Source organism: Mycobacterium sp. P2_H7, from assembly GCF_056403275.1.
The window spans coordinates 163735-185253 of the sequence record NZ_JBFUFU010000011.1 but is presented as its reverse complement, the minus strand read 5'-3'; the positions used below and the strand labels follow the sequence as shown (position 1 = coordinate 185253).

At 68.1% G+C, this 21519-nt stretch carries 21 protein-coding genes and 2 tRNA genes; 9 read left to right on the top strand and 14 right to left on the bottom strand.

The features are described from left to right. Positions 1 to 5: 5 nt before the first annotated feature. Both AC1DY7_RS18915 and AC1DY7_RS18910 read left to right on the top strand, forming a co-directional pair. Positions 6 to 551: a DUF3515 domain-containing protein gene (locus tag AC1DY7_RS18915; protein ID WP_477495229.1), complete on the top strand. Its 546-nt coding sequence runs from the start codon at positions 6 to 8 to the stop codon at positions 549 to 551. Positions 552 to 634: 83 nt separating this feature from the next. Further along, entirely contained in the window at positions 635 to 1159 is a 525-nt protein-coding gene (locus tag AC1DY7_RS18910; protein ID WP_477495228.1) for a hypothetical protein, read from the top strand. Here AC1DY7_RS18910 and AC1DY7_RS18905 read toward each other — a convergent pair. The 3 genes from AC1DY7_RS18905 to AC1DY7_RS18895 are packed head-to-tail and all read right to left on the bottom strand — an operon-like array spanning position 1156 to position 4403. Further along, complete coding sequence (locus AC1DY7_RS18905; protein WP_477495227.1) at positions 1156 to 2259, bottom strand: D-alanine--D-alanine ligase family protein; 1104 nt, start codon at positions 2257 to 2259, stop codon at positions 1156 to 1158. The genes AC1DY7_RS18910 and AC1DY7_RS18905 overlap by 4 nt on opposite strands. A gap of 40 nt (positions 2260 to 2299) precedes the next feature. Continuing rightward, positions 2300 to 3415, bottom strand: a complete 1116-nt coding sequence (locus tag AC1DY7_RS18900; RefSeq protein WP_477495278.1) for a cystathionine gamma-lyase — start codon at positions 3413 to 3415, stop codon at positions 2300 to 2302. Between the two features lie 7 nt (positions 3416 to 3422). Beyond that, positions 3423 to 4403, bottom strand: coding sequence for an NAD(P)H-dependent glycerol-3-phosphate dehydrogenase (locus AC1DY7_RS18895; RefSeq protein ID WP_477495277.1), 981 nt, complete (start codon positions 4401 to 4403; stop codon positions 3423 to 3425). 52 nt (positions 4404 to 4455) lie between these two features. Between AC1DY7_RS18895 and cofC the strand changes: the two genes are divergently transcribed. From cofC to mutT1, 3 genes are read left to right on the top strand one after another with little or no spacing between them, the layout of a single operon-like run. Continuing rightward, positions 4456 to 5112 (top strand): 2-phospho-L-lactate guanylyltransferase, encoded by a 657-nt coding sequence (gene cofC / locus AC1DY7_RS18890; RefSeq protein ID WP_477495226.1) that lies wholly within the window; start codon positions 4456 to 4458, stop codon positions 5110 to 5112. A gap of 46 nt (positions 5113 to 5158) precedes the next feature. Continuing rightward, on the top strand, positions 5159 to 7321 hold the full coding sequence (locus tag AC1DY7_RS18885) for an RNA degradosome polyphosphate kinase (RefSeq protein WP_477495225.1): 2163 nt from the start codon (positions 5159 to 5161) through the stop codon (positions 7319 to 7321). Positions 7322 to 7371: 50 nt separating this feature from the next. Next, positions 7372 to 8310 (top strand): 8-oxo-(d)GTP phosphatase MutT1, encoded by a 939-nt coding sequence (mutT1, locus tag AC1DY7_RS18880; RefSeq protein WP_477495224.1) that lies wholly within the window; start codon positions 7372 to 7374, stop codon positions 8308 to 8310. 78 nt (positions 8311 to 8388) lie between these two features. Here the strand turns inward: mutT1 and AC1DY7_RS18875 are convergent, their stop codons facing one another. The 3 genes from AC1DY7_RS18875 to leuC all read right to left on the bottom strand — a co-directional run bounded on the left by AC1DY7_RS18875 (position 8389) and on the right by leuC (position 11330). Beyond that, positions 8389 to 9063: an HU family DNA-binding protein gene (locus AC1DY7_RS18875; RefSeq protein ID WP_477495223.1), complete on the bottom strand. Its 675-nt coding sequence runs from the start codon at positions 9061 to 9063 to the stop codon at positions 8389 to 8391. A gap of 202 nt (positions 9064 to 9265) precedes the next feature. Continuing rightward, a complete protein-coding gene (gene leuD, locus AC1DY7_RS18870) occupies positions 9266 to 9859 on the bottom strand; it encodes a 3-isopropylmalate dehydratase small subunit (RefSeq protein ID WP_477495222.1) in 594 nt (197 codons plus the stop codon). Positions 9860 to 9872: 13 nt separating this feature from the next. After that, the gene (gene leuC / locus AC1DY7_RS18865) at positions 9873 to 11330 is read right to left on the bottom strand and encodes a 3-isopropylmalate dehydratase large subunit (RefSeq protein WP_477495221.1); all 1458 of its coding nucleotides are present in this window, start codon (positions 11328 to 11330) and stop codon (positions 9873 to 9875) included. A gap of 77 nt (positions 11331 to 11407) precedes the next feature. Here leuC and AC1DY7_RS18860 point away from each other — a divergent pair, with 77 nt between their 5' ends. The 3 genes from AC1DY7_RS18860 (at position 11408) to AC1DY7_RS18850 (ending at position 14769) form a co-directional block, all read left to right on the top strand. Further along, positions 11408 to 12109: an IclR family transcriptional regulator gene (locus tag AC1DY7_RS18860; protein ID WP_477495220.1), complete on the top strand. Its 702-nt coding sequence runs from the start codon at positions 11408 to 11410 to the stop codon at positions 12107 to 12109. A 174-nt stretch (positions 12110 to 12283) separates the two neighbouring features. After that, positions 12284 to 13561 (top strand): DUF1800 domain-containing protein, encoded by a 1278-nt coding sequence (locus AC1DY7_RS18855; RefSeq protein ID WP_477495219.1) that lies wholly within the window; start codon positions 12284 to 12286, stop codon positions 13559 to 13561. An 11-nt stretch (positions 13562 to 13572) separates the two neighbouring features. Continuing rightward, complete coding sequence (locus AC1DY7_RS18850; RefSeq protein ID WP_477495218.1) at positions 13573 to 14769, top strand: DUF1501 domain-containing protein; 1197 nt, start codon at positions 13573 to 13575, stop codon at positions 14767 to 14769. Between the two features lie 62 nt (positions 14770 to 14831). Here AC1DY7_RS18850 and AC1DY7_RS18845 read toward each other — a convergent pair. The 5 genes from AC1DY7_RS18845 to AC1DY7_RS18825 form a co-directional block, all read right to left on the bottom strand. Next, positions 14832 to 14904, bottom strand: a tRNA-Glu gene (locus AC1DY7_RS18845). 60 nt (positions 14905 to 14964) lie between these two features. Further along, positions 14965 to 15039: transfer RNA gene (locus AC1DY7_RS18840), tRNA-Gln, on the bottom strand. 127 nt (positions 15040 to 15166) lie between these two features. Beyond that, positions 15167 to 16618 carry a glutamate--tRNA ligase gene (gltX, locus tag AC1DY7_RS18835; RefSeq protein WP_477495217.1) on the bottom strand — a complete coding sequence of 484 codons (1452 nt, stop codon included), beginning with the start codon at positions 16616 to 16618 and terminating at the stop codon, positions 15167 to 15169. Positions 16619 to 16620: 2 nt separating this feature from the next. Continuing rightward, a complete protein-coding gene (locus AC1DY7_RS18830) occupies positions 16621 to 17403 on the bottom strand; it encodes a fumarylacetoacetate hydrolase family protein (protein ID WP_477495216.1) in 783 nt (260 codons plus the stop codon). A gap of 26 nt (positions 17404 to 17429) precedes the next feature. Next, entirely contained in the window at positions 17430 to 18587 is a 1158-nt protein-coding gene (locus AC1DY7_RS18825) for an alpha/beta hydrolase family protein (protein WP_477495276.1), read from the bottom strand. Positions 18588 to 18699: 112 nt separating this feature from the next. Between AC1DY7_RS18825 and AC1DY7_RS18820 the strand changes: the two genes are divergently transcribed. Further along, a complete protein-coding gene (locus tag AC1DY7_RS18820; protein WP_477495215.1) occupies positions 18700 to 19881 on the top strand; it encodes an MFS transporter in 1182 nt (393 codons plus the stop codon). 1 nt (position 19882) lies between these two features. On the opposite strand, the gene AC1DY7_RS18815 is transcribed toward AC1DY7_RS18820, so the two are convergent. From AC1DY7_RS18815 to AC1DY7_RS18805, 3 genes are read right to left on the bottom strand one after another with little or no spacing between them, the layout of a single operon-like run. After that, positions 19883 to 20488 carry a dihydrofolate reductase family protein gene (locus AC1DY7_RS18815; protein ID WP_477495214.1) on the bottom strand — a complete coding sequence of 202 codons (606 nt, stop codon included), beginning with the start codon at positions 20486 to 20488 and terminating at the stop codon, positions 19883 to 19885. 1 nt (position 20489) lies between these two features. Beyond that, complete coding sequence (locus AC1DY7_RS18810) at positions 20490 to 21080, bottom strand: hypothetical protein (RefSeq protein ID WP_477495213.1); 591 nt, start codon at positions 21078 to 21080, stop codon at positions 20490 to 20492. Beyond that, on the bottom strand, positions 21080 to 21511 hold the full coding sequence (locus tag AC1DY7_RS18805) for a MarR family winged helix-turn-helix transcriptional regulator (RefSeq protein ID WP_477495212.1): 432 nt from the start codon (positions 21509 to 21511) through the stop codon (positions 21080 to 21082). The genes AC1DY7_RS18810 and AC1DY7_RS18805 overlap by 1 nt, the downstream gene beginning before the upstream one ends. Positions 21512 to 21519: the final 8 nt, after the last annotated feature.

Here is a 21519-nt window from a genome sequence, read left to right as displayed (position 1 = left end):
GCGGGGTGCCCGATCCCGATATCCAGGACGGCCCGCCACGGGGTCTGATCATCGCGGCGGCCGGCGTCGCCCTGGCCGCGGTCATCGTGCTCCTCACCTTCGCCGCCATCCGGCAGAGCGATCCGGCGCCCCGCCCGGTGGCGATCGCCGCCGCACCGGCCCCTGCCGCGGACAGTCCACAGTGCGCCGCCCTGCTCGCCAGCCTGCCCGACCAGCTCGGTGACTACCGTCGCGCGGTGGCCGTCGAGCCCGTGCCCGCGGGTTCCGCCGCCTGGCAGCAGACCGCGGTCAACACCGAGCCGGTGATCCTGCGGTGCGGGCTGGACCGGCCCGCCGATTTCGTCGTCGGGGCGCCGCTGCAGGTCGTCGACGAGGTGAGCTGGTTCGAGGTCAAGGGTGACGGCGCCAGCACCTGGTTCGCCGTCGACCGCGGTACCTACGTGGCGCTGACCCTGCCCCAGGGATCCGGGCCCAGCCCGATCCAATTGATGTCCCGGACCATCGCCCAGGTGATGCCGGCCCTCCCACTCGCGCCCGGGCCCGCCCGCTGAGTTTCATCGGCCGCACCGACGGGCTATCCCGTAACGTTGGCCCCAGCAAACCCGATAGGGAATCGATGTCACCTTCACAATCGTTGCGAATCAAGCACCTGGCCGCCGGTGTCGCGGGCTGCGCCGTCGTCGCTGCCGTCGGCGTGCTGGCCCATCCCGTGCCCGACGCCTCGTCACCGGCCGGAGCACAACGCGCCGCCTCGGCCGAGGTGATCCTCGTATCGGATACCCCCACCCGCCCGAGCCCCCGATCACGGGTCGGCACGAACGACCCGTGGGTGTCGAAGACGCAATCCGCCCTCAAACGGCTGAACACCGCCATCGCGGATTTCCAGACGGCGATCGAGGCCAAGGACTACCCGGCCCTTCAGGACGCGTGCACCCGGGTCGGCAGTGCGGGACGCGCGATCGAAAGTGCCCTGCCCGCGCCCTCCCAGGAAGCCACGGACGCTCTCGGCGAGGCCGTCTCCAACTTCCACGCGGCCGGCTCCAAGTGCGACGGCTTGACCGCCGAAGCGGGCAGCGGAGCGGTGCAGTCCGTCGTCGGCGACATCAAGACCGGGATGGGCAACGTGCACGCGGCGCAGGCCGCGCTGGGCAGCGGTTAACGCAGACCGGTGCCGCGCGCCACGGCGGTCTCGACCATGGCCGCCAGCAGCGTCGGATAGTCGACCCCGCTGGCCGCCCACATCCGCGGGTACATCGAGATGGTGGTGAACCCGGGCATGGTGTTGATCTCGTTGATCACCGGTCCGTGCTCGGTGAGGAAGAAGTCGACCCGGGCCAGGCCCTGACAGTCGATGGCGCGGAACGCGCGGATGGCCAGCTGTCTGATCTCCTCGGCGACGCTGTCGTCGACCTTGGCCGGCACATCCAGTTCGGCGGCGTCTTCGAGGTACTTCGTCGCGAAGTCGTAGAACCCGTCCTCGCGGCCACGCACGCCGGCGACCCGGATCTCGCCCACCGTGCTGGCCTCCAGCCGGCCGTCGGCGAATTCCAGCACTCCGCATTCCAGTTCGCGGCCGGGAATTGCCGCCTCGACGATGACCTTGGGGTCGTGCGAGCGGGCCTGCGCGATGGCGGCGGGCAGCTGATCCCACGCCGTCACCCGATTGACCCCGATCGATGATCCGCCGCGGGCCGGTTTGACGAAGACCGGCAGGCCGAGCCGCTCCCGGTCCTCCAGTTCGAGCGTGCCGTGGTGGGCGCGCAGCACCACCTGGTCACCGATCGGCAAGCCCTCGGCGGCCAGCAGCTTCTTGGTGAATTCCTTGTCCATCCCGGCCGCGCTGGCCAGCACGCCGGCGCCGACGTAGGGCACCCCCGCCAGCTCCAGCAGACCCTGGATGGTGCCGTCCTCGCCGTAGGGGCCGTGCAAGACCGGGAAGACGACGTCGACGGTGGCCAGGATGTCGCCGGCCGCCTCGCCGAGCGACAACAGCTGGCCGCTGCGGTGCGGATCCGCGGGCAGGGCCAGCGCGGTTCCGGAAGCGCCGGTCACCTCGGGCAGCGTGCCGTCGGTGATGGCCAGGGTTTCCGGGCGGCCGTCGGTGAGCACCCACGACCCCTCCGGGGTGATCCCGACGGCGACCACCTCGAACCGTTCGGGATCGAGATTGCGCAGGATACTGCCGGCGGAAACACACGAGATCGCGTGCTCAGAGCTGCGTCCGCCGTAGACGACGGCGACGCGGATTCGGGCACTCACAAACAGGAGACGTTACCGGCTGGCGCCGGGGCGGGGGGTTTCAGGACCTCACCGGGTCCAGTGAGCGCTCGATGTCGGCGACGATGTCGTCGGTGTCCTCGATGCCCAGCGACAGCCGGGCGAAGCCGTCGGGAACCGGGTCGCCCCAGCGGGCGCGCCGGTCCACGCAGGTGTGGATGCCCCCGAAGCTCGTCGCGGCGACCAGCAGCGAGCTGCGCTCGACGAGGGCATGCACTGCGGCGGCGTCGGCCAGCTCGACGGCCACCAGACCACCGAAGCGCGTCATCTGTTCGGCGGCGATCGGATGCGACGGATCGTCCGGCAGGCCGGGATAGCGCACCGCCCGTACGGCCGGGTGATCGCGCAGCATCAGGGCGACGGCCGCGGCGTTGCGGCATTGCCGCTCGATCCGCAGACCGGCGGTGCCCAGGCTGCGCAACACCAACCACGCCTCGAGGGCACCGAGCACCGGCCCGGACAGCAGCCGGTCGCGCTGCACCCTGTCCATCAGCTCGTCGTTGCAACCGGCGACGTACCCCGCCAGCAGATCGCTGTGCCCCGACAGCGCCTTGGTCGCGCTCGCGACCACCAGGTCGGCCCCCAGGGACAGCGGCCGCAGCCCCAGCGGAGTCGCCGCGGTGTTGTCCACCACCAGTGTGGTTCCGCGGGCCCGGCAGATGGTCGCCAGCCGGTGCAGGTCCACCACGTCCAGGGTGGGGTTCACCGGCGTCTCGGCCAGCACCACATCGGCTGTCGCGGCCGCGTCGCACATCTGAGCCGCGGTCGCCTCGACGACGTTAACCCCTTGCTGGGCAAGATATTCGGCCGCGTATCGGCGGACCTGGTAGTAACCGTCAGCAGGCACGACAAGGGTGGTCCCGGGGCGGGACAGGACGCGCAGCACCGAGGTGATGGCGCCCATCCCGGAGCCGTAGGTCAGCGCGTGTGACGCACCCTCCAGTTCGGCCAGCGCGGATTCCAGATGCCGCCAGGTCGGGTTGGAGACGCGACCATAGGTGTCCAGCTCCCCGGATTCGTCGGGGGCCAGGTGATAGGCCGATGCAGGCACGGGTGCGGGAGCTATCGGATCGCCCGGAACCGCATGTGCTCCAACGACATTGACGCTGCGTGTGGAATCGCCGTAACCACCGTGGATCATTGCGCTACTCCGGTTTGGTACTGCGTCCCAGCAGGAGCATGACGGCTTCCTTGACGGACAACCCACGGTGGCACACCTGATGTACGGCGTCGGTGAGCGGCATCTCCACGTCGTAGCTCGATGCGAGTGCCAACACCGACCGGCAGGAGGCCACGCCCTCGGCGACGTGTCCCTCGGCGGCCTCCAGCGCAGATTCCATCGAGTCGCCCAGCCCGAGGCGTTCCCCGAAAGTCCGGTTGCGCGACCGCGGTGACGTGCAGGTGGCCACCAGGTCTCCGACACCGGCCAGCCCCGCCAGGGTGGCGCCCTTGGCGCCCAACGCGATTCCCAGCCGCATGATCTCGGCCAGCCCGCGGGTGATGATCGCGGCCGAGGTGTTCTCCCCCAGCCCGACACCGGCTGCCATCCCGCAGGCCAGCGCGATGACGTTCTTGCAGGCGCCGCCGATCTCGGCCCCCACCACGTCGGCGTTGGTGTAGGGCCGGAAGTACGGCGTGGAGAACGCGCGCTGCAGTGCCACCGCCCGGCCCGAGTCGGTGCACGCGACCACGGTGGCCGCCGGTTGCTCGTCGGCGACCTCCTTGGCGAGGTTCGGGCCCGACACCACGGCCACCCGGGCCGCGTCGGCGCCGGTCACCTGCGAGATGACCTGACTCATCCGCATCAGCGTGTCCAACTCGATCCCCTTGGCCAGGCTCACCAGGGTGGCATCGTCGCCGATCAGAGGTTTCCAGTGCTCGAGGTTGGTACGCAGGGTCTGCGACGGCACCCCCAGCAGCACCGTGCAGGCACCGTCCAGCGCCTCGGCCGGGTCACAGGTGGCCCGGATACCGCCGGGCAGCACCGTGTCCCCGAGGTAGAAGGGATTTCGATGGGTGGCGTTGATCTGATCGGCGAGCTCGGGGCGACGCGTCCACAGCGTCACACCGTTGCCCGCATCGGCAAGCACTTTCGCCAGTGCTGTTCCCCAGGCACCGGCACCCATCACCGCGGCTTCGACCACGCCTCACCCTAGCGCGGTCGCAACTGCTGGCAGGATGGCCAGTGTGACGACACCACAGGTGGGTCTGGTGATCGCGGTCAAGCGACTCAACGCCGCCAAGACCCGGCTCGCGCCGGTGCTGTCGGCCTCCGCGCGCCAACGACTGGTGCTCGCCATGCTGGCCGACACCATCGCGGCGGCCGCTTCGGTGCCCGCGGTGAGTTCGATCACGGTGGTGACCCCGGACCCGGCGGCGGCCGCGGCGGCCGTCGACCTCGGCGCCCACGCGCTGGCCGACCCCACCCCCGAGGGTCATCTCGACCCGCTCAACAACGCCCTCGCTGCCGCCGAAAAGGCCAGTGCCACAACGGATATTCTCATCATTCAGGGCGATCTGCCCGCACTGCGGCCCGACGAGCTGTCCGCCGCCATCGCCGCCGCGACGGGGCACCGGCGCAGTTTCGTGGGCGACCGGCACGGCACCGGCACCTCCGCGCTGTTCGCCTTCGGCGCACCCCTGGATCCCCGGTTCGGCACGGATTCCGCACGCCGCCACGCGGATTCGGGTGCCGTCGAGCTCACCGGCGGCTGGCCGGGCCTGCGCTGCGATATCGACACCCCCGATGACCTCGCGGTCGCGCTGAGCCTAGGAGTCGGGCCGGCCACCAGTCGGGTGATCGGCAATCTGGCGTGCACGGGTACCGACTGTTAAGTGGTCCGCACTGGAATGCACCGTGGCGATGCGCAATGATCGGTACATGACCGAAGCCGACACGCGAACCGCCGACGCCGAGTGGACGTCACCCGAGAACACCCCCGATGCGCCGCCCGCGGCGACCGCCGATCTGGTGGTCGACCCGCTGCCCGAGGATCGCTACCTCAACCGCGAGCTCAGCTGGCTGGACTTCAACGCGCGCGTCCTCGCGCTCGCTGCCGACACCTCACTGCCGCTGTTGGAGCGCGCCAAGTTCCTCGCCATCTTCTCCTCGAATCTCGATGAGTTCTATATGGTTCGGGTCGCCGGGCTCAAGCGCCGCGACGAGATGGGACTGTCGGTGCGCTCGGCCGACGGGCTGTCCCCGCGCGAGCAGTTGCGGCGGATCGGTGAGCGCACCCAGCAGCTGGCCAGCAGGCACGCCCAGGTGTTCCTCGAATCGGTTCGGCGCGGCCTGGCCGATGAGGGAATCGTCATCGTCACCTGGAGCGATCTGGACGAGTACGAGCGTGAGCGGCTGTCGACCTACTTCCACGAGCAGGTGTTCCCGGTGCTCACCCCGCTGGCAGTCGACCCGGCGCACCCGTTCCCGTTCGTGAGCGGCCTGAGCCTCAACCTCGCGATCACCGTCCGCCAGCCCGACGACGGCACTCAGCACTTCGCACGAATCAAGGTGCCCGACAACGTCGACCGCTTCGTCGAACTCCCCGTCCGGGAGACCGACGACGGCACCACCGGGCCGACCCGCTTCCTGCCGCTGGAAACTCTCATCGCGGCATTCCTTCCAGTGCTGTTCCCAGGCTTGGACATCGTGGAGCACCACGCCTTCCGGATCACCCGCAACGCCGATTTCGAAGTCGCCGAGGACCGCGACGAGGACCTGCTGCAGGCCCTGGAGCGCGAGCTGGCCCGGCGCCGGTTCGGCTCACCGGTGCGTCTCGAGGTCGCCGACGACATGACCGAGAACATGCTCGAGCTGCTGTTGCGCGAACTCGATGTGCACCCGGGCGACGTCATCCAGGTGTCGGGACTGCTGGACCTGTCATCCCTGTGGCAGATCTACGGCGTGGACCGGCCCGACCTGAAGGACCGGCCGTTCGTGCCCGCGACCCCAGCGGCTTTCGGTGAGCGCGAAACACCGAAGAGCATCTTCTCGACACTGCGCGATGGCGACGTGCTGGTGCACCATCCCTATGACTCGTTCTCCACCACTGTGCAGCGATTCATCGAACAGGCAGCCGCGGATCCGAATGTGCTCGCCATCAAGCAGACGCTGTACCGCACCTCCGGTGATTCGCCGATCGTCAACGCGCTGGTCGACGCCGCCGAAGCCGGTAAGCAGGTCGTGGCGCTGGTGGAGATCAAGGCGCGCTTCGACGAACAGGCCAACATCAAGTGGGCCAGGAAACTGGAACAGGCCGGAGTGCACGTGGTGTACGGCCTGATCGGGCTCAAGACCCACTGCAAGACGGCACTGGTGGTGCGGCGCGAAGGCTCGACGATACGGCGGTATTGCCACATCGGCACCGGCAACTACAACCCGAAAACCGCCCGCCTGTATGAAGATGTCGGCTTGCTCACCGCCTCGCCCGAGGTCGGCGCCGACCTGACGGACCTGTTCAACTCGCTGACGGGCTACTCGCGCAAGGAGTCCTACCGCAACCTGCTGGTGGCACCGTTCGGCGTGCGCAGGGGCATCGTCGAACGGATCGAGGCCGAGATGGCCGCCACCCGGGACGGCGCGCAGGGCCGGATCCGGTTGAAGGCCAACGCGTTGGTCGACGAGCAGGTGATCGATGCCCTCTACCGCGCCTCGCAGGCCGGGGTGCGCATCGAGGTCGTGGTGCGCGGGATCTGCGCGCTCAAGCCCGGCGTTCCCGGCTTTTCCGAGAACATCGTGGTGCGCTCGATTCTGGGCCGATTCCTTGAGCACTCACGAATTATTCACTTCAACGCCATGAATGAGTTCTGGATCGGCAGTGCCGACATGATGCATCGTAATCTCGACCGTCGCGTCGAAGTCATGGCCCAGGTCAAGGATCCGCGACTCACCGCGCAGCTCGACGACATGTTCGAGTCCGCAATGGATCCCGCCACCCGGTGCTGGGAACTGCGCGCCGACGGTCACTGGACAGCATCGCCCCTCGAAGGCCAGACCGTGCGCGACCATCAGGCGTTGATGATGGAACGTCATCGACATCCCTGACGGATCCGCTACCCGTCGCTTCGCCCGTTGCGCGAACTACAGGAGTTGATGTGCCGAACACGGTGACCCGCCCGAAGACTGTGCACGCGGCGGGCGCGGTGCTGTGGCGGGAGAACGCCTTCGGTGCCGAGGGCAGGCCGTCGGTGGAGGTGGCCGTCGTGCACCGCCCCCGTTACGACGACTGGTCACTGCCCAAGGGCAAGGTCGATCCCGGCGAGACGGAACCGGTCACCACGGTACGGGAGATCCTCGAAGAGACCGGGTACGCATGCCAACTCGGCCGGCGTCTCGCGTCGATCAGTTACCCGGTGGGCGAGGACACCAAACAGGTGCGGTACTGGGCGGCGCGCACGATCGACGGGGAGTTCATCCCCAATGACGAGGTCGACCAACTGCTCTGGCTGCCGCCCGCCGCGGCGCTGGAACGCCTGCAGTACCCGTTCGACCGGAAGGTGCTGCGGCGCTTCACCAAAGTGCCGGCGGACACCAGCACCGTCCTGATCGTCCGGCACGGGCGGGCGGGCCGGAAGTCCCGGTACAAGGGTGATGACCGGAAACGCCCGCTGGACAAGCATGGTCGCGCCCAGGCTGAATCGCTGGTCGGGCAGTTACTCGCCTTCGGTGGTGATCGGCTCTTCGCCGCGCCGCGGACCCGGTGCCACCAGACGCTCGGACCCTTGGCCGAGGAGCTCGGCGTGGCGGTCGACGGCGAACCGGCGCTCACCGAAGAGGCCTACAGCGACCACCGGAGCACCGGCCGCGCCCGCGTGCTGGAGATCGCCAAGGAGGCGGCGGCCGCCGGCGGCACCCCGGTGATCTGCACTCAGGGCAAGGTGATTCCGGATCTGATCGCGTGGTGGTCCGAACGCGACGGCGTGAAGCCGGACAAGTCGCGCAACCGCAAGGGCAGCACCTGGGTCCTGTCGCTGGTGGGCGAACGCCTGGTGGCCGCCGACCATATCGGCAGCCCGCTCGCCAACGACGACTGACATCTCAGGCTGGACACCCAGACACGAAAACGCCGTGGATCACGAAGATCCACGGCGTTTCGCGTTGAGAGGTTCTCGTTACTTACGGCCGCGCTTGACCGGAGCAGCCTTCTTGGCCGGAGCCTTCTTGGCGGGAGCCTTGGCGACGACCTTCTTGGCGGGAGCGGCCTTCTTGGCCGGAGCCTTGGTGGCCGGAGCCTTCTTGGCGGCGACGGCCTTCTTGACCGGAGCGGCCTTCTTGGCCGGAGCCTTGGTGGCCGGAGCCTTCTTGGCGGCGACGGCCTTCTTGACCGGAGCAGCCTTCTTGGCCGGAGCCTTCTTGGCGACGACAGCCTTGACCGCGACGGCCTTCTTGACCGGAGCAGCCTTCTTGGCCGGAGCCTTCTTCGCAGCGACGGCCTTCTTGACCGCAGCCCGCTTGGCCGGGGCCGCAGCCACGCCACGCTTCACGGCAGGACCGTCGGCCGGGAGCTTTTGCGCGCCAGCGACAACCGCCTTGAACTGAGCGCCCGGGCGGAACGCCGGCACCGAGGTCGGCTTGACCTTGACGGTCTCGCCGGTGCGCGGGTTACGCGCAACGCGCGCGGCGCGCCGGCGCTGCTCGAAAACACCGAAGCCGGTGATGGTGACGCTCTCACCCTTGTGCACAGCCCGCACAATCGTGTCGACGATGTTCTCGACCGCCGCAGTAGCCTGTCGACGATCGGTGTCCAACTTGGCTGTGAGTGCGTCGATGAGCTCTGCTTTGTTCATGCAAACCCTCCGAAGTCAGTGGTCCACTTTGGACCGACTAGTGGACACGGTAAACCCACATGCTGCAGATTTCCAAGAGCCACGCGCAGTTTCAGGCATTGCTGAGAAACTTTTTTGGATTCGGTTGCCCCACTTGGACAGTGGTACGGGCGTCTGAGAATGGGGTTGCCGGGCGGCATTTGGGCCTTCGGCGGGACCGATTTCAGCCCGGCAGAGTGGTCGGCTTGAAGCTCGGCCTGCTCCGCTCGAAGTCCGCGATCTCATCCTGTTTGCGCAGCGTAAGGCCTATATCGTCGAGTCCTTCCAGGAGTCGCCAGGCCGTGTAGTCGTCAATCGTGAACGGCAGCATGACCGTTCCTGCGGTGATATTCCGATCTTGAAGATTCACAGTGATTTCCAGCCCGGGGTTCTGCTCGATGAGCTTCCACAGGAGTTCGACATCATCGTGTGTGACTTCGGCCGCCAAAAGGCCCGCCTTGCCCGCGTTGCCGCGGAAGATATCCGCGAATCGGGGCGAGATCACGACCCGGAACCCGAAATCCATCAGCGCCCAGACGGCATGTTCGCGCGACGAGCCGGTGCCGAAATCGGGGCCGGCCACCAGAACCGAACCCTTGTCGAAAGGCGCCAGATTGAGGATGAAGGACGGATCGGTGCGCCAGGCGGCGAAAAGGCCGTCCTCGAAACCCGTTCGGGTGACCCGCTTCAAGTAGACCGCCGGAATGATCTGGTCGGTGTCCACATTGGACCGCCGCAGCGGGACACCGATTCCGGTGTGGGTGGTGAAAGCTTGCATGACGAATTCCCTTCTAGCGGCTCTGCGCGGCAGGCAGATCGGCGGGTGAGGACAACGTGCCGCGCACGGCGGTGGCGGCCGCGACGGCCGGGGACACCAGATGGGTGCGCCCACCCTTGCCCTGGCGCCCTTCGAAATTTCGGTTGGACGTGGAGGCGCAACGCTCCCCCGGTGCGAGCTGATCGGGATTCATTCCCAGACACATCGAGCAGCCGGCCTGGCGCCAATCGGCGCCGGCGGCGGTGAAGATGTCCCCCAGGCCTTCGGATTCGGCTTGTGCGCGAACCCGCATGGATCCCGGGACGACCAGCATCCGGACCCCGTCGGCGACCTTGCGGCCATCCAGGATTTCCGCGACCACCCGCAGATCTTCGATGCGCCCGTTGGTGCAGGACCCGACGAACACGGTGTCCACGGCCACCTCACGCATCGGGGTACCCGCCCGAAGGTCCATGTACTCCAATGCCTTTTCCGCTGCCTGACGCTCGTCGTCACCGCCCATCAGTTCCGGATCCGGCACGGCGGCCGACAGCGGGACGCCCTGCCCGGGGTTGGTGCCCCAGGTGACGAACGGGCTGAGCGAGGCGGCGTCGATGTGCACCTCGGTGTCGAATTCCGCGCCGTCGTCAGTGCGTAACCGGCTCCAGGCCGCCAGGGCGGCATCCCAGTCGGCGCCGGTCGGGGCGTGCGGACGGCCCTTCAAGAATTCGTAGGTGGTCTCGTCGGGCGCCACCATGCCGGCCCGCGCGCCCGCCTCGATGCTCATATTGCAGACCGTCATCCGGCCCTCCATCGACAGCGATTCGATGGCGCTACCCCGATATTCGATGACATGGCCCTGGCCGCCGCCGGTGCCGATCTTGGCGATGACCGCAAGGATGATGTCCTTGGCGCTGACGCCGGGGGGCAGCACGCCGTCGACGTTGACCGCCATGGTCTTGAACGGTTTGAGCGAGAGCGCCTGGGTGGCCAGCACATGCTCGACCTCCGAGGTGCCGATGCCCATCGCGATGGAGCCGAACGCGCCGTGGGTCGAGGTGTGGCTGTCACCGCACACCACCGTCATGCCCGGCTGCGTCAGTCCCAGCTGCGGGCCGATGATGTGCACGATGCCCTGCTCGGCATCGCCCATCGGGTAGAGGCGGACACCGAATTCCGCGCAGTTGCGGCGCAGGGTCTCGACCTGGGTGCGCGACACCGGGTCGGCGATCGGCTTGTCGATGTCGACGGTCGGCACGTTGTGGTCCTCGGTGGCGATCGTCAGGTCGGGCCGGCGCACCGGGCGCCCGGCCAGCCGCAGACCGTCGAACGCCTGCGGGCTGGTGACTTCGTGCACCAGATGGAGATCGATGTAGATGAGGTCGGGCTCCCTGGCAGAACCCTCGCCTGCGCCGCGCACCACAACGTGGTCGTCCCAGACCTTTTCGGCCAGGGTCTTCGGCGTGTGTGCCGTCTTGCTGGTCTGCTCCATGGCTGTCTCTATTCGTGTTGGGGCGTCCTGCCGTGACGGGCTGGCTATCTCACGATACGGAACGCTAGTATCTCCCTATGAGACAGGATAGCGGTATCGGCGTCCTCGACAAAGCGGTGGGCGTGCTGCATACCGTGGCCGAATCGCCCTGCGGGCTGGCCGAACTGTGTGAACGGACCGGACTGCCGCGCGCCACCGCGCACCGCCTGGCCGCGGGCCTCGAAGTGCACCGCCTGTTGGCCCGTGACCCCGAAGGTCGGTGGCGCCTGGGCCCCGCACTGACCGAACTCGCGGGGCATGTCAACGATCCGCTGGTGGCCGCGGGGGCGGCGATCCTGCCCCGCCTGCGCGAGATCACCGGGGAGAGCGTGCAACTGTATCGACGGGAGGGCACCGCACGGGTGTGCGTGGCCGCGCTGGAACCGCCCGCCGGACTGCGCGACACGGTGCCGATCGGCACCCACTTGCCGATGACCGCCGGTTCCGGCGCCAAAGTGCTGCTGGCGTTCAGTGATACGGCCACCCAGCAGGCGGTGCTGCCGTCGGCGAAGTTCACCGAGCGGACGCTTGCCGAGGTCCGCAAGCGCGGCTGGGCGCAGAGCGCGGCCGAACGCGAGCCCGGCGTCGCCAGCGTGTCAGCGCCGGTCCGTGACGGCCGCGGCACCGTGATCGCCGCGGTGTCGGTGTCGGGACCGATCGATCGGATGGGTCGCCGGCCGGGAGCGCGATGGGCGGCCGATCTGCTGGCAGCCTCCGAGGCGTTGACGCGCCGGCTCTGAGGTCTTCTTGACTTGGCAAACGCCAACCTTCGCAGGAGCTGTGAACCGGGTCCGTTCCTGCGCGGACGCAGCAAACCTGTGATTGGCTTTGTTATTCCTTGAGACAAGGTCGCCGCGTTCGGCCGAGGAGGTACCACGGCTTCGCAGTCACCGCAGTGGCTGGCCACCGCACGCATGCTGCGGCGGGCCGGTTTCGGTGCGTCCGGCCCTCAGATCGACGCGGTGGTCGGGCAGGACTGGTCGGCGTATCTCGACGCGGCGCTCGGCATGGACCCCGGCACTGATCCGGGAACACTGGCGACGCCCATACCCGCACCCGTCACCCCACCCATCCCGCCCGACTCCGCCCCCGAACCGGTCCGGACGGCGTTCATCAAGGAGATGAACGCGCAGATGCTGGAACTGGGCGCGTGGTGGACGCGGCGGATGACCGCCGTACAGCAGCCCCTGCACGAGAAGTTGACGCTGGTCTGGCACAACCACTTCGCCACCTCGGCCGAAAAAGTGATCGCCGCCGAACTGATGGCAGCGCAGAACCAGAAACTGCGCGCGCTCAAGCTCGGCGATTTCCGTGACCTGGCCTACGCGATGCTGACCGATGCGGCGATGGCGCTGTGGCTGGACGCCGTACGCAACACCAAGGCCGCCCCGAACGAGAACCTGTCGCGCGAGTTCATGGAACTGTTCACGTTGGGCCACAACAACGGCTACACCGAGGCCGACGTGAAGGAAGGTGCCCGCGCACTCACCGGACGCTACGTCATCCCCGGCGCGCAGACCCTCGTCGCACCGGAAAACCACGACACCGCAGCGAAAACGGTGTTCGGTGTCACCGGGGACCACGACGACGCCGCCTTCTGCGACATCGTGCTCAGCCAGCCGGGCTCACCGGAGTTCGTCGCGGGCAAGCTCTGGCGCCTGCTGGCCTCCGATACTCCTGCCGCGCCGGACGTCCTGGCCCGCCTGGCGACCGCGTACGGTCCGAACCGAAATCTGAAGGCACTCACCAAAGCCGTCTTCCTCGATCCGGCATTCGGTGCCGCCGCCGGCAGCATGGTCACCCAACCGATCGAGTGGCTCGTCGGGATGCTGCGCGCCCTCGCCGTGCCACTGGACAGCCCAGATGCCGTCGCGGGCACCAACGTGGTGCTGACCGTGATGGGCCAGCGTCCGTTCTTTCCCTACGACGTCGGCGGCTGGCCACGGGGTCAGGTGTGGCTGTCGAGCACGAGCACCGCCGCCCGGGTGTGGGCCGCCGACAAGTTCGTCCCGATGGGCGACGTCTCGGTCGTCGCCGATGTCGCGTCGGCCGACCGCATCGATGCCGCGGGCTATCTGCTGGGCATCGGCGCCTGGTCCGACAGCACGGCCGCAGCCCTCCAATCGCTGCGCGACGACCCGGTTCGGCTCGTCGCGGCAGCTGTCAACACCCCCGAATACCTGACGTCCTAGCGAGATAACCGATGCCCGAGCTCAATCGCCGCAAGTTCCTGATCGCCAGCGTCGGCGCCGCCGGCCTGATCACCGGGACGGCCGTCACCCTGCCGCACCTGCTCGACCACGGGCAGCAGCGCCCCCTCGCCAAGGACGGCGGCGTGCTGGTGATCGTCACGCTCTACGGCGGCAATGACGGGATCAACACCGTGATCCCGGTCAACGACAACGCCTATCACGACGCGCGCCGCGACCTTTCCTTCGCTCCGCACCAGACGCTCGACCTGGACGGGCACCTCAGCCTGAACCCTGCACTGTCCGGGCTCAAGGGCATCTGGGACAACAACGAGCTCGCCATCGTCCGCGGTGTCGGGTACCCGAAGCAGGATCGCAGCCACTTCCGCTCCATGGACATCTGGCAGACCGCGTCGCCCGACGAACCCCTCCCGACGGGCTGGATCGGGCGCTGGCTCGACGCGGGAGGCGACGACCCGCTGCGGGCGGTCAACATCGGATCGGTGCTACCACCGCTGGCCATCGGCGAGAAGCACGTCGCCACAGGCCTTTCCGTGAAGATTCCGCAGATCCCCGACGACGTCGCCGCCACCCTGAGCGCCTTGAGCGCCGCGGACTCCGGCGACACCCCCTCAATGGCTGCCGTGCGGGCGAACTACCGGGACTGCGCCACAACCGATTCGGCGTTCAGCAGCTTCACCAACAGCCCACTGCCGGACGCCTCGGACGATCCGGGCAAGCAGCTGGCCGAGGATCTCGACCTGGTCGCCACGTGTGTGCATGCCGGGGTGCCGACCCAGGTGTACATGGTGACCCTGGGTGGGTTCGACACCCACGCCGACGAGCGCGATGCCCATCAACACCTGCTGGCGGCCCTCGACGCGGCGCTCGCACCCTTCCTCACGCAGATGAGGCGCAGCGCACGCGGCCGCAATGTGGTCGTGATGGTGTACTCGGAGTTCGGCAGGCGCGTCGAGGCCAATGCCTCCCAGGGCACCGACCACGGCACCTCGGGGCCGGTGTTCATCGCGGGCCCCCGGGTCAAGGGCGGCTTCTACGGCGACGAGCCGAGCCTGACCGACCTGGCCGACGGTGACCTGAAGACCACGACCGATTTCCGTGACATCTATCACGAGCTGCTGAGCGGGACACTGGCTTCGGACCCGGAGCCCTCGGTCGGGCCGGGTCGCCGAACCATCGGCTTTCTCTGAAGGGCCGACTCGCCACAAGAAAAACGTCCCGGGACCGATGACGGTCCCGGGACGATCTGTTGTACCCCCGATGGGATTCGAACCCACGCTACCGCCGTGAGAGGGCGGCGTCCTAGGCCGCTAGACGACGGGGGCTAGAACTTGATCCGGAGGGAAAGCATAGCCGACGAGCTTGTGCTGACCTAATCTCCCGATTGGCTGGGGTACCAGGACTCGAACCTAGAATGAGGGAATCAGAATCCCTAGTGTTGCCAATTACACCATACCCCAAAACATGCCCATCACCGCTGGTCACGGGCACTATCGGCCCGGATCACTCGGCGGGTTTCACCCCGCTGTCGTTTTCTGAGCCGACGAGCAGACTACCAAAGATTTCCGAGCCCTTTCACACGCCCCGTCACACCCCACCCCGCACTGCGCGCAACCTGGCCAGACTGCGCTGCGCACCGAGCAGTTCCATCGATTCGAACAGCGGCGGGCTGACCGTCGCACCGGTGATCGCCACCCGGATCGGACCGAAGGCCTTCCTGGGCTTGAGCTCCAGACCCTCCAGAAGCGCCGTTTTGAGGGCTTCCTCGATGTGCGGGGTCGTCCACTCGCTCACGGCCTCCAGGGCCGCCAGCGCGGCGTCCAGCACCGGCGCCGAATCCGGCCCGAGTTCCTTGGCCGCCGCCTTCTCATCCATGACGTAGGCGTCGTCGTTGAAGAACTTCACCAGATCCCAGGCGTCGCCGAGCACGACGATGCGGGTCTGCACCAGGGCCGCCGCTTCGGCGAACGCCGCGTCGTCGAGCGTGGTGTCGTGACCGTGCGCCGCCAAGAACGCCGCCAACCGGGCGGTGAAGTCCTGCGGCGCGAGCAGCCGGATGTGCTCGGCGTTGATCGCGTCGGCCTTCTTCTGGTCGAACCGCGCGGGGTTCGAGTTCACGTCGGCGACGTCGAATGCGGCCACCATCTCGTCGAGGCTGAACACGTCGTGATCGTCGGCGATACCCCAGCCCAGCAGCGCCAGGTAGTTGAGCAGCCCCTCCGGGAGGAAGCCGCGGTCCCGGTGCAGAAACAGGTTGGACTGCGGATCGCGCTTGGACAGCTTCTTGTTGCCGTCGCCGAGAACGCTTGGCAGATGCGCGAATTCGGGCACCCGCTCGGCGACACCGATGCGGATCAGGGCGAGGTACAGCGCGATCTGGCGTGGCGTCGAGGGCATGATGTCCTCGCCGCGCAGCACGTGGGTGATCTTCATCAGCGCGTCGTCGACCGGGTTGACCAAGGTGTACAGCGGATCCCCACTGGCCCGGGTGATCGCGAAGTCCGGCACCGAACCGGCGGGAAAGCTCACCGGCCCGCGCACCAGGTCATTCCACGACAGGTCCTCGTCGGGCATCCGCAACCGCAGCACGGGCTTGCGGCCCTCCGCGGCGTACCCGGCCCGCTGCTCGGCGGTGAGGTCGCGGTCGTAGTTGTCGTATCCCAGTTTGGGGTTGCGGCCCGCCGCGAGATGGCGGGCCTCCACCTCCTCCGGCGTGGAGTACGCCTCGTACACCTCGCCGGCCGCAACCAGTTTGGCGATCACGTCGCGGTAGAGGTCGGCGCGCTGCGACTGCCGGTAGGGCTCGTGCGGGCCGCCCACCTCGGGACCCTCGTCCCAGTCCAGCCCGAGCCAGCGCAACGCATCCAGGATCGCGTCGTAACTCTCCTGGCTGTCGCGGGCCGCGTCGGTGTCCTCGATGCGGAACACGAACGCGCCGCCGGTGTGCCGGGCGTAGGCCCAGTTGAACAGCGCGGTGCGCACCAGCCCGACGTGCGGGGTACCGGTCGGTGAGGGGCAGAAACGTACCCGAACGGTCATGACTACTTTCCTTTACGCACAACGGGATTGGTGAGGGTACCGATGCCCTCGACGGTGATGCTGACGGTATCGCCGTCCTCGATGGGACCGACCCCTTCGGGTGTACCGGTCAGGATCAGGTCGCCCGGCAGCAGGGTCATCACCGCCGAGACCCACTCGATGATCGCCCCGACGTCGTGCAGCAACAGCGCGGTGTTGCTGTCCTGGCGCACCTTTCCGTTGACCTCGGTGCGAAGGTCCAGCCCCGAGGGGTCGACGGCCGTCTCGATCCACGGCCCCACCGGGCAGAAGGTGTCATGGCCCTTGGCCCGCATCCACTGGCCGTCCTGCTTCTGCTGATCGCGTGCCGAGACGTCGTTGGCGATGGTGTAGCCGAGGATGTAGTCGGCGGCCTTGGCGGCTGGCACGTCCTTGCACGGCCGTTCGATGACGGCGACCAGTTCGCCCTCGTGATGCACCGGGTTGGCGTCGGCGGGAAGCTGAATCGCCACGTTGGGCCCGATGATGGCGGTGTTCGGTTTGAGGAAGATCACCGGCGATTCGGGCGCTTCGCCGCCCATCTCGCGGGCGTGCGCCGCGTAGTTCTTGCCCATGCACACCACCTTGCTGGCCAGGATCGGTGCGAGCAGTCGCACGTCAGCCAGCGGCCAGCTGCGGCCGGTGAAAGTGGGGTTGCGCGAGAGATACTGCTCGGCGATCTCGCGGCACACCGCATCGGAGTTCGGGTCGCCTTCGATGACTACGAAGGCGACGCCGTCGGGACTGGCGATTCGACCAAGACGCATCCGCCCAGCTTAGTGAGGGTGTGTGCTCACCCCTCGAACTGGGCACGCAGGAACGGCGTGGAGTCCGGGATGGAGGCCAGCACGGTGCCGGAATGGTCCTCGTCCGGATAGATCTTCAGCGTCACGTCCTGGCCGTTGGCCCGCAGCTGGTCGTCGAGCGCGATCGACATGCTGGGCGGCACATCACGGTCCTGCATTCCGACACCGAGGAAGATCGGCCGGTCGTACCCGCTGGTCGGGGTGCCCATGTAGGCGGCGAGAGCGTCGGTGATCCCGGGTAGGGAGGCCAACGGGGCGCGGAAGAACCCCGGCGGCGTCAGCCCGTCCAGTGCTTGGCCCAGCGCCGCGGTGCAGAGCGTCTCGGCCTTGTCCGCGCCGGCGCGTCCCGCTGGCGTGAGCACGCTGTCGATACCCAGATCGGGCCGGGCCTCGCGCAGCCCGGCCAGGATGTAGGCCGTGTAACTGGCCGCGACGGGTCCGAGGCCGGGGGGCAGCGGCATGTCCGGGCCACCCTGCCCGACGATGCCCTCGACGTTGAACGGCGTACCGGTGGCGACCACGCCGCGGTAGTCCAGCCCGGTGCCCCGGGTGAACTCGGTGGCCCAGCGGGCACTGTTGACGGCGGCACCCCCGCCTTGCGACTGACCGACGATGGCCCACTTCGGCGACAACGGCAGGTCCAGATCATGCGCGGCGATCACCGAGTCGACGACGCTGTGCGCGGTCGAGACGCTGTTGAGGTAGCTCATCAGCCCCGGCGTGCCCAGGCCCGCGTAATCCGAGCCGACCACCACGTAGCCCTCGTCGAGCCAGTGCGACAGGTATTCGTCGTCACGCTCGCTGCGCGGCAGTGCCGACGGGGTGCAGTCATCGCCCAGGCCGACAGTGCCGTGCGCCCAGGCGATCACGGGCCAGCCGCCGGCGGGTGCGGCGCCGCGGGGGACGAAGACCGCGGCCGTGCTCACCGCCGGTGAGTCGTGTTGGTCGATGGTCGAATACAGGAACCGGTAGGCAGCCGCGGCACCCGGGACCCACAGCGAGTGGTCCAGCGGGACCGACGAGATGAGGTGACCCGGTGCGGGCACCGGGGCGCTGTGATGGCGGGCGTCCAGTCCGGACCAGTCCAACGCGGCCGCCGAAGCAACGGGGACAGGTGACGCGACCGCGATCGATCCGGCGACCAGCAGGGCAGCGACTTTGCGCAGATTCACCGCCCCAGGCTATGGCAGTCTCCAGCCGTCCCACAGTTTAGGATTCTTGTTCAACATTTTGGGAAACCCGTGGCAACATGGCTGCATGCCCACCACGACGATCGGTACCACCCGTCGCTGGTCCATGCTGGTGATCGCGCTCACCGCGACCACATGCGCCAACGTCTTCATCAACGGGGCGGCGTTCCTGATCCCGACCCTGCACACCGAGCGCGGACTCGACCTCGCGCAAGCCGGCACGCTGTCGGCGATGCCCAGCCTCGGCATGGTGACGACGCTGATCCTGTGGGGGTACGTCGTCGACCGGTTCGGCGAAAGGCTGGTGCTGAGCCTGGGTTCCGCCCTGACCGCCGCGGCCGCCTTCGCCGCGGCGTCGGTGGACTCACTCGTCGCGGTCGGCGCGTTTCTGCTGATCGGCGGAATGGCCGCGGCCAGCAGCAATTCGGCCAGCGGCCGATTGGTGGTCGGCTGGTTCCCACCCGAACAGCGCGGCCTGGTGATGGGTATCCGGCAGACCGCCACCCCGCTGGGTGTCGGACTGGGCGCTCTGGTGATCCCGCGACTGGCCGAATCACATGGTGTGGCAACGGCATTGCTGTTCCCCGCCGTCGTCTGCGCGCTGGCGGCGGTCATGTGCCTGATCGGTGTGATCGACCCACCGCGGCCGCCGCGCGCCGAGGCGCCCGACGGGCATCTGGCCAACCCCTACCGCGGATCGTCGATGTTGTGGCGTATCCATGCCGTATCGGTCTTGTTGGTGGTGCCGCAGTCGGTGGTCTGGACGTTCACGCTGGTGTGGCTGATGACCACCCGTGACTGGTCGGCCGCGTCGGCCGGACTGCTGGTGACGGCGGCCCAGATACTGGGCGCCGCCGGACGCATCGCCGCCGGGCGGTGGTCCGATGTGACCGGATCGCGACTGAAACCGATCCGCACCATCGCCGCGGGTGCCGCGGCCTCGATGGCCCTGCTGGCGTTCACCGACTGGCTGCACTCCCCCATCAGCATCGCGCTGGTGGTGATCGCCTCGGTGATCACCGTGTCCGACAACGGATTGGCGTTCACCGCGATCGCCGAGATCGCGGGGCCGTTCTGGAGCGGGCGCGCGCTGGGCACCCAGAACACCAGTCAGCACCTGGCCTCCGCGGCGGCTTCACCGCTGTTCGGCGCACTCATCGGCGTGTTCGGATTTCCGGCGGCATTCGCGGTGTGCGCACTGTTTCCCGTCGTGGCAATTCCGCTGGTGCCCACCGACCCGCAGCCGTGAATCAGGCGCTCATATCCCCTGTTTCGGGAATCCCGTCGGCCAGTCCGTAGCGCAGGTGCACGGTGCCCTTCGGGCTGGCCGCCGGCGGTTCCAGGAGCGTCAGATTCGAGGGCACCGCACCGCCGTCGAAGATCCGCTTTCCGGTTCCGAGCACGATCGGGTGCACCCACAGGTCCAGTCGGTCGAAGAGCTTCTCCCGCAACAGGGTCTGCACCAGGTTCAGGCTTCCGACGACGCGCACCTGTTCATGCCGGTCCCGAATGTCGCGCACCTCGCCGGCCAGGTCGGAACCGATCTGGGTCGATCCGGCCCAGGCCAGATCAGGCGTGCCGCGAGACGCGACGTATTTCGGGATGCTGTTGAACAGCGTGCCGAACTCGTCGTCCTGGTGTGGCCAGTACGCGGCGAATATGTCGTAGGTCCGCCTGCCGAGCAGCAGGGCGTCGGTGCCTTCGTACGCGGCAGCGACCTGTGCGCCGGCGATCTCGTCGATCAGCGGCGCCTGCCAGCCGCCGAAGGAGAAGTCCTCCGGGTCCTCGTCGGGACCGCCCGGGGCCTGCCCGACGAGGTCGAGCGTGGCGAAGAGTTCGATCTGAATGTTTCCCATATCAGGCAGACCGGCGGACGCCGCCAGATTCATCGCGCGGCAGTATCCGCAACGCCGCGACCAGAAAACACAGTGCGCCGACGAACGTGCCCAGGTTGGCCAGCCGCTCGTCGACGGTCACCCCGGTCTTGGTGACGAATGCCGCCAGCGCGGACACCCCGAACGCGACGCAACCCAGCAGATTGATCCATTCTGCTTGCCAGTCAACCGATTTCGGCGCCCATAACCCGATCACCAGCACGCCGAGCACGCCCGAGATGAGAAAGGCCGTGGATCCGGTGGCGTCCGGGGCCCACACGTAGCGCCGCTCACCGTGAATAGTGTGCGCCCACACCGACGCCCCGGTGCTGATGTTGAACAGGATGGTGCCGGCGAACTGCACGGCCGAGGACCACCAGGCGGTCCCGCGCTCGGAGAGCCGCAGCTGCATCCACGCGGCGGTGGTGAAGAACCACGATCCGATGAAGCACAACGCATTCGCCGCGCCCGATCCGGCGGCGGCCGAGAATCCGGGTACCGTCGCCGCCGCGAAGAAGGCCGAACCGACGGCGAACAGGTAGCACTGTCGGCGCAGAGTGGCGAATCCGGCCATCACCCCGCCTCGAGGTTTTCCGCGCACCGGGTCAGCAGTTCGGCCAACTGGCCGCGGCTACGGTCGGCCAACCCGTCGAGCATCACCTCTTCGACCCCGAAAACGGCGTTGTCGGCGTCGTGCAGGCGATCCCGGCCGTCGTCGGTCAGGCGCAGCGCCTGGCTGCGACCGCGGGGCGGGCCGGAGGACTCCACCAACCCCGCGGCACGCAGACCAGCCAGCAGATCCTGCAGGGTCTGGCGTGTCACGAAGCATCGCCGGGACAATTCGGCGGCCGACGCCTCGGGCTGATCGGCCAGGGCGCGCATCACGACGTACTGCGCCATCGACACCCCGAGACCGCGCAGCGCCGCATCCGAGCGTCGCCGCAGCGAGTGCTGAACACGTTTCACGAGATACCCCGGGGAGGCGTCCGGATCGAACCGTTCCATGACAGGAA